Annotated in this window: 7 protein-coding genes; all 7 read right to left on the bottom strand. The window is 42.9% G+C overall.

Annotated elements, in window-relative coordinates; translation table 11 throughout:
- Positions 1-39 precede the first annotated feature (39 nt).
- The 7 genes from rpoB to secE all read right to left on the bottom strand — a co-directional run bounded on the left by rpoB (position 40) and on the right by secE (position 7,885).
- A complete protein-coding gene (gene rpoB, locus HMPREF3129_RS03880; protein ID WP_036919217.1) occupies positions 40-4,068 on the bottom strand; it encodes a DNA-directed RNA polymerase subunit beta in 4,029 nt (1,342 codons plus the stop codon).
- A 352-nt stretch (positions 4,069-4,420) separates the two neighbouring features.
- Positions 4,421-4,786 carry a 50S ribosomal protein L7/L12 gene (rplL, locus tag HMPREF3129_RS03885; protein WP_004246905.1) on the bottom strand — a complete coding sequence of 122 codons (366 nt, stop codon included), beginning with the start codon at positions 4,784-4,786 and terminating at the stop codon, positions 4,421-4,423.
- 63 nt (positions 4,787-4,849) lie between these two features.
- Positions 4,850-5,347 carry a 50S ribosomal protein L10 gene (gene rplJ / locus HMPREF3129_RS03890; RefSeq protein WP_004246904.1) on the bottom strand — a complete coding sequence of 166 codons (498 nt, stop codon included), beginning with the start codon at positions 5,345-5,347 and terminating at the stop codon, positions 4,850-4,852.
- Positions 5,348-5,674: 327 nt separating this feature from the next.
- On the bottom strand, positions 5,675-6,376 hold the full coding sequence (gene rplA, locus HMPREF3129_RS03895) for a 50S ribosomal protein L1 (RefSeq protein WP_004246903.1): 702 nt from the start codon (positions 6,374-6,376) through the stop codon (positions 5,675-5,677).
- Positions 6,377-6,380: 4 nt separating this feature from the next.
- Complete coding sequence (rplK, locus tag HMPREF3129_RS03900) at positions 6,381-6,809, bottom strand: 50S ribosomal protein L11 (RefSeq protein ID WP_004246901.1); 429 nt, start codon at positions 6,807-6,809, stop codon at positions 6,381-6,383.
- 145 nt (positions 6,810-6,954) lie between these two features.
- Positions 6,955-7,500 carry a transcription termination/antitermination protein NusG gene (gene nusG, locus HMPREF3129_RS03905; RefSeq protein WP_004246900.1) on the bottom strand — a complete coding sequence of 182 codons (546 nt, stop codon included), beginning with the start codon at positions 7,498-7,500 and terminating at the stop codon, positions 6,955-6,957.
- A 7-nt stretch (positions 7,501-7,507) separates the two neighbouring features.
- Positions 7,508-7,885, bottom strand: a complete 378-nt coding sequence (secE, locus tag HMPREF3129_RS03910; RefSeq protein ID WP_004246899.1) for a preprotein translocase subunit SecE — start codon at positions 7,883-7,885, stop codon at positions 7,508-7,510.
- Positions 7,886-8,189 lie beyond the last annotated feature (304 nt).

Consider the following 8,189-nt stretch of genomic DNA (forward strand, 5'->3'; position numbering starts at 1 on the left):
CAGACTGCCATATTTAGCAGTCTGCTTTCATGGAATACGTTATTCGTCTTCCAATTCGATGTTGATACCCAGTGAACGGATCTCTTTCAACAATACGTTGAACGACTCAGGCATACCTGGTTCCATCTGATGGTTACCATCAACAATGTTTTTGTACATTTTGGTACGACCGTTAACGTCATCCGACTTAACAGTAAGCATTTCTTGTAGCGTGTAAGCCGCACCGTATGCTTCCAGTGCCCATACTTCCATCTCCCCGAAACGCTGTCCACCAAACTGTGCTTTACCACCAAGAGGTTGCTGAGTAACTAAGCTGTACGAACCGGTAGAACGGGCGTGCATCTTGTCATCAACTAAGTGGTTCAGTTTCAGCATGTACATGTAACCTACAGTTACTGGACGTTCGAATTGTTCACCTGTACGACCATCGAAAAGTGTAATCTGACCAGAAGTTGGAAGATCTGCTAATTTCAGCATCTCTTTAATTTCCATCTCTTCTGCACCATCGAACACAGGTGTTGCAGTTGGCATACCTTTTTTCAGGTTTTCAGCCAAACGTAACACTTCTTCATCACTAAAGGTGTCCAAATCAACTTTCTGACGAGGTGCCATACCCAGATCATAAGCTTTCTGGATAAATTCACGTAACTTAGCCACTTCTTGTTGCTGTTTCAGCATCGTATTGATTTTATCACCGATACCTTTAGCAGCCATACCCAAGTGAGTTTCAAGGATCTGACCAATGTTCATACGTGATGGTACACCCAGTGGGTTCAGTACGAGGTCAACAGGATTACCGTTTTCATCGTATGGCATGTCTTCAATTGGGTTAATCTTAGAGATAACACCCTTGTTACCATGACGACCCGCCATCTTATCACCAGGTTGGATCTGACGTTTAACAGCCAGATAAACCTTAACAATCTTCAATACACCCGGTGCTAAATCATCACCTTGAGTGATCTTACGACGCTTAGCTTCCAGTTTCTTCGCGAATTCAGCTTTCAGTTCATCATACTGTTCAGCTAATTGTTCTAACTGGTTTTGCTTCTCTTCATCAGCAAGACCCAGTTCTAACCAACGTTCACGAGGTAGTTTATCTAATTTGTCAGCTTCAATACCGCCGGCAATCAGAACGCCACGAATACGTGCAAAAAGACCCGCTTCAAAGATACGTAACTCTTCTGTTAAGTCTTTTTTAACTTCACGTAATTGCGATTCTTCGATTTCTAATGCACGTTTGTCTTTTTCTACGCCATCACGGGTGAAGACTTGTACATCAATAACTGTACCAGACACACCGTTAGGAACACGCAGAGAAGAATCTTTAACATCAGATGCTTTTTCACCGAAGATAGCACGTAGCAGTTTCTCTTCTGGAGTCAGTTGAGTTTCACCTTTCGGTGTTACTTTACCTACCAGAATATCACCGCCTTTCACTTCAGCACCGATATAAACGATACCTGATTCATCCAGTTTAGATAACGCAGCTTCACCAACATTAGGAATATCTGCAGTGATCTCTTCAGGCCCTAACTTAGTATCACGAGACACACAAGCAAGTTCTTGAATATGGATAGTTGTGAAACGGTCTTCTTGAACAACACGCTCAGATACAAGGATGGAGTCCTCGTAGTTATAACCATTCCATGGCATAAATGCCACGCGCATGTTTTGACCTAATGCAAGTTCACCAAGGTCTGTTGATGGACCATCGGCAAGTACATCACCACGTTCAACAGGTTCACCTAAAGAAACACAAGGTGTTTGGTTAATACATGTGTTTTGGTTAGAGCGGGTATATTTAGTTAAGCTGTAAATATCAATGCCTGCTTCACCAGCATAAGTCTCATCTTCGTTTACTTTGATAACGATACGAGAAGCATCAACATACTGAACAGTACCACCACGTTTTGCTACCGCAGTAACACCGGAGTCAACCGCTACAGCACGTTCCATACCTGTACCTACCAGTGGTTTATCACCACGAAGTGTAGGAACAGCCTGACGTTGCATGTTCGCACCCATCAATGCACGGTTGGCGTCATCGTGTTCAAGGAATGGGATCAGTGAAGCACCGACAGAAACAACCTGTTGAGTTGAAACGTCCATGTACTGAACTTGATCACGACTAAATAAACTTGACTCACCTTTATGACGGCAAGTTACTAATTCTTCTACGAAGTGGCCATCATCATCTAATACGGAGTTAGCCTGAGCAATGATGAAGTTACCTTCTTCAATTGCAGACAGATAGTGGATTTCATCTGTTACAGCGTTGTTTTCTACAACACGGTAAGGCGTTTCTAGGAATCCGTACTCGTTAGTCTGTGCATAAACAGATAATGAGTTAATCAGACCGATATTTGGACCTTCAGGTGTTTCGATTGGACACACACGACCATAGTGAGTTGGGTGTACGTCTCGAACTTCGAAGCCTGCACGTTCACGAGTCAGACCACCAGGGCCTAATGCAGAAATACGACGTTTATGGGTAATTTCTGACAGCGGGTTGTTCTGATCCATAAACTGCGATAACTGGCTAGAGCCAAAGAACTCTTTAACTGCAGCAGAAATCGGTTTTGCGTTGATCATATCTTGTGGCATTAATGCATCAAGATCACCTAAAGATAGACGCTCTTTAACTGCACGCTCAACACGCACCAGACCAACACGGAATTGGTTTTCAGCCATTTCGCCAACAGAACGAATACGACGGTTACCTAAGTGGTCGATATCATCCACTTCACCTTTACCATTACGGATATCAATCAGTTTTTTCATCACTTCAATGATATCTTCTTGGCTTAAGATGCCAGAACCTTCAACTTCTTCGCGACCTAAAGAGCGGTTGAACTTCATGCGACCAACCGCAGAGAGATCATAACGATCTTCTGAGAAGAATAAGTTCTCAAATAAGTTTTCTGCCGCTTCGCGAGTTGGTGGTTCACCAGGACGCATCATGCGATAGATTTCAACTAATGCGCTTAAACGATCGTTGGTAGGATCGACGCGGATAGTTTCTGAAATATAAGCACCATGATCTAAATCGTTGGTAAACAGTGTTTCGATGGTTTTATGACCAGCTTGACTTAAGCGAGCTAACACATCTAAAGAGATTTCCATGTTAGCAGCACAAATCAATTCACCTGTCGCTTCATCAATATAGTCACGAGCCACTACTTTACCTGCGATGTATTCAACAGGTACTTCGATGCGCTCAATTTGTTCTTTTTCTAACTGACGAATATGACGAGCAGTAATACGGCGACCTTTTTCGACATAAACTTTGCCGTTTGCTTCAATATCAAATGAAGCTGTTTCACCACGCAGACGCTCAGGAACTAACGTCATCATCAGTTTATTATTACTGATTTCAAACGTTGTTTTCTCGAAGAACAGATTTAAGATGTCTTCGGTGCTGTAGTTCATTGCGCGTAAAATGATAGTCGCTGGTAATTTACGACGACGGTCAATACGGACAAAAAGATTATCTTTAGGGTCGAATTCGAAGTCTAACCATGAACCACGATAAGGAATAATACGTGCGTTATACAGTACTTTACCTGAAGAGTGCGTTTTACCTTTATCGCTATCAAAGAACACACCAGGGCTACGATGTAACTGGGAAACAATAACACGCTCAGTACCATTGATAACAAAAGTACCATTATCGGTCATTAATGGGATTTCACCCATATAGACTTCTTGTTCTTTGATGTCTTTAACGGTGCCTTCTGGGGCTTCACGTTCATAAATGACCAGACGCAGTTTTACACGTAATGGTGCAGAATAAGTTACACCACGGATCTGACATTCTTTAACATCAAAAACAGGCTCGCCAAGGCGGTAGCTGACATATTGCAGTTCAGCATTGCCGCTGTAGCTTTGGATTGGAAATACGGAACGGAAAGCCGCTTCCAGCCCATTTTGACCATCAGGATCTTGCTCGATAAACTTCTGGAACGAGTCAAGTTGGATAGAAAGGAGATAGGGAACATCCAGAACTTGTGGACGTTTACCAAAATCCTTACGAATACGTTTTTTCTCGGTATAGGAGTAAACCATAGGGTTCCTCAGCTCGCTGAAAAGTGACCCACTCTGCCTGCCCTTGTTATTAAGGGTGACACGACATTCATCTAACACTGTTTTTTTGTAGGTAGGAAAATAAAATTTTCCATAATACTTATTGCTATTACTCTTAAATCATTTCATTGCATTGCGCACACTACCGAGCTTTTGGAAAAACGTGGATCGTAGTGGCTAACACAGTATATTAAGTCGTCAATAGCAAAAAATATTGAGGTAAAGAGGAAGCCAAAAAAGTGTGAAAAAGCTACTCTTACCTTACAGCGCAAAAAGGCTGGTGACCAAAAAATCACCAGCCATCAGCCGTTAGGCTGCTCTCTGGGAAGTTAAATTACTTAACTTCAACCTCAGCACCTGCTTCTTCCAGAGCTTTCTTCAGAGCTTCAGCATCATCTTTGCTTACGCCTTCTTTCAGAGCTGCTGGAGCAGATTCTACTAAGTCTTTAGCTTCTTTCAGACCAAGACCGGTAGCGCCACGTACTGCTTTGATTACTGCTACTTTGTTACCGCCGATACCTTTCAGGATAACGTCGAATTCAGTTTTTTCTTCAGCAGCTTCTGCTGGACCCGCAGCAACAGCAACAGCTGCAGCAGCAGATACACCGAATTTTTCTTCCATCATAGTGATCAGTTCAACAACGTCCATTACAGACATTTCAGCAACTGCATTTAAGATATCGTCTTTAGAGATAGACATAACAATTGTTCCTAAAATTCAGAAAAAGTTTATACGTAGTAAAGCAACGAAGGAAATTGGCTATTAAGCAGCTTCTTTCTGATCGCGCAGTGCAGCCAGAGTACGAACCAGTTTGCCGGCAGCGGCTTCTTTCATGGTTGACATCAGGCGTGCGATTGCTTCTTCGTAAGTTGGTAGTGTAGCCAGGCGATCAATGTTTGAACCTGGGATAAACTCACCTTCAAAGGCAGCCGCTTTAATCTCGAATGCTGGGTTCGCTTTCGCGAAATCTTTGAACAGACGAGCTGCAGCGCCCGGGTGTTCAGAAGAGAAAGCAATCAAGGTAGGACCAACAAATGCGTCTTTCAGCACTTCATAAGAAGTACCTTCAACAGCGCGACGTAGCAATGTGTTACGTACTACTCGTACAGTAACACCAGCTTCACGACATGCTTTACGCAGTTCAGTCATTTTATCTACAGTTACACCACGGGAATCCGCAACAACTGCAGACAGCGCGCCTTTGGCAACTTCGCTGACTTCAGCAACAATCGCTTGTTTGTCTTGAAGATTTAGTGCCATTAGCTTCTTGCTCCTGGATTAACCGAGTAAAAACTCGGGACTCACATCACTTATTGCCACAATGGAAATAAGCGCTAAAACACGGTGAGCAGAATCCAGAATATAAAATTCTTTTTGGCTCTCTCACCGTCTACGCAGGAAAATTAAGTAATTACTTACACCTGCGGTCTTGGACGGGGTCTGGATAGGCCAGACTCCAACCGAATTTGGGAATTTAGTTATGTTGACTCACATTCAAAATACAACATAGCTAAACTCAAGGCGTCAAATTCTATACAAATTTGACGCCAAGGTAAAGTCTTTTATGACTTTTAGTCTAATCGAGGATTAAACTGTCGCGCTTAAGCTTGCTTGATCAATAGCAACACCTGCACCCATAGTGGTAGACAGGCTTACTTTCTTGATATAAACGCCTTTAGCTGAAGATGGTTTTGCTTTTTTCAGCGCAACCAGCAGAGCTTCTAAGTTTTCTTTCAACTGAGCTTCGTTGAAATCAACTTTACCGATAGTGGTATGGATAATACCATTTTTGTCGTTACGGTAACGAACCTGACCAGCTTTAGCATTTTTAACAGCTTCAGCAACGTTAGGTGTTACAGTACCCACTTTCGGGTTTGGCATTAAGCCGCGTGGACCAAGGATTTGGCCTAATTGACCAACAACGCGCATTGCATCTGGAGATGCAATTACAACGTCAAAGTCCATTTCGCCAGCTTTAACTTTAGCAGCTAAGTCATCCATACCGACTAATTCTGCACCAGCTTCTTTAGCAGCTTCTGCATTTGCACCTTGTGCGAATACAGCAACGCGAACTGAACGACCAGTACCGTGTGGCAGAACAGTAGCACCACGAACGTTTTGGTCTGATTTACGAGCATCGATGCCGAGGTTAACAGCAACATCAACACTTTCAACAAATTTAGCTGTAGCTAACTCTTTCAATAAAGCAACTGCTTCATTGATTTCGTACTGTTTCACTACATCTACTTTTTCACGGATATTGCGCATGCGCTTGGTTAGTTTAGCCATCAGATTAGTCCTCCACTACCAGGCCCATGGAACGAGCAGTACCTTCAATTGAACGCATCATAGCTTCAACATCAGCACCAGTCAGATCCGCAGCTTTAGTTTCTGCAATTTCACGAACTTGAGCAGTAGTTACTTTACCTACTTTCTCTTTGTTCGGTTTGCCAGAACCTGATTTCACACCCGCCGCTTTCTTCAGCAGAATCGCTGCTGGAGGAGTTTTAGTAACGAAAGTGAAAGAACGGTCTGCGTAAACTGTAATAACAACAGGGATTGGTAAACCTTTTTCTACGCTTTCAGTTTTAGCGTTGAATGCTTTACAGAATTCCATGATGTTAACACCTTGTTGACCCAGAGCTGGACCAACTGGTGGACTTGGATTAGCCATACCTGCTGCAACTTGCAGTTTGATATAGGCTTGGACTTTCTTAGCCATTAATTAATTCCTCAATGTGGGTATATCGCCCGGCTAGGGCTCCCCGATTTACTTTGCTTTGTCTCATGACAAAACAACTCAAAACGAAAGGTGGAAAATTGTAGTGAACTTTTCCACCTTTTGCAAGAAAGGCGAGTAAAAAGGTTTAACCTTTTTCAACCTGACTAAAGTCTAATTCCACTGGGGTCGCACGACCAAAGATAGAAACAGACACTTTCAGGCGACTTTTCTCGTAATCAACTTCTTCAACAACACCGTTAAAGTCAGCAAATGGACCATCACTAACACGAACCATTTCACCTGGTTCAAACAGTGTTTTAGGACGTGGTTTGTCACCAACTTGTTGTAGACGATTCATGATCGCATCAACTTCTTTATCACTAATTGGTGCAGGTCTGTCTGAAGTACCGCCAATAAAACCCATGACTCTTGGCACATTACGCACAAGATGCCAAGTTGCATCATTCATGACCATTTGGACAAGAACATAGCCTGGGAAAAATTTACGCTCACTTTTACGGCGCTGTCCGCTACGGATCTCAACAACTTCTTCTGTTGGAACCATAACTTCGCCAAATGAGTCTTCCATTTCGTTTAATTTGATATGTTCACGCAGAGACTGTGCTACACGGCCTTCGAAGCCTGAAAAGGCTTGAATAACATACCAGCGTTTTTTAGGAGAATCAGTCATGAACACCTCACAGGCCAGTAATAAATGAAACTAAACGAACCAGAATGCCATCCAGTCCCCAAAGAACCAATGACACAATAGCCGTCACCGCAGCAACGATTAATGTTGTCTGCAATGTTTCTTGACGCGTTGGCCATACTACCTTACGCATTTCAATTCGAGCTTCGCGAGCAAATGCTAGTGTTGCTTTACCTTGTGTTGTCCACAACGCAACTCCGCCCGCAGCCGCGAACAGAATAACAACCGCTAAAGCCCGCAACGCAAGGTTAAATTCACGATAAAGATAGTTGCCACCCACTGCTACTACCAGCAATAAGACGGTAATGATCCACTTAGCGATATCACCACCGCGTTTGCTATCTTGAGCTCCGCTATTCGCACTCATAAATTAACCTGTCCATATGATGTAAATAAATAGCCAGCTTGCCTCGCAAGAGCAAAACAAATCAGACTAACCATAAATAAACTATGATTGCATCTGACACAGCGTCATATCTCTATGACATTCGTATCTGCAAGATACTGGACTCAATTCGTTGTATCAGAGCCTATCTCACCAATAATTTCCAGAAAACTAGTGATGAGATAGGTTCTTTTTCAAACAACGCATAAAAAGGGCATCAATTGATGCCCTTCTTTAGGAAAATTACCGAGTAATTAACCTAATACTTTAGCAACAACACCCGCAC

The sequence above is a fragment of the Proteus sp. HMSC14B05 genome, from assembly GCF_001808035.1.
In the GTDB taxonomy this organism is placed as follows: domain Bacteria; phylum Pseudomonadota; class Gammaproteobacteria; order Enterobacterales; family Enterobacteriaceae; genus Proteus; species Proteus mirabilis.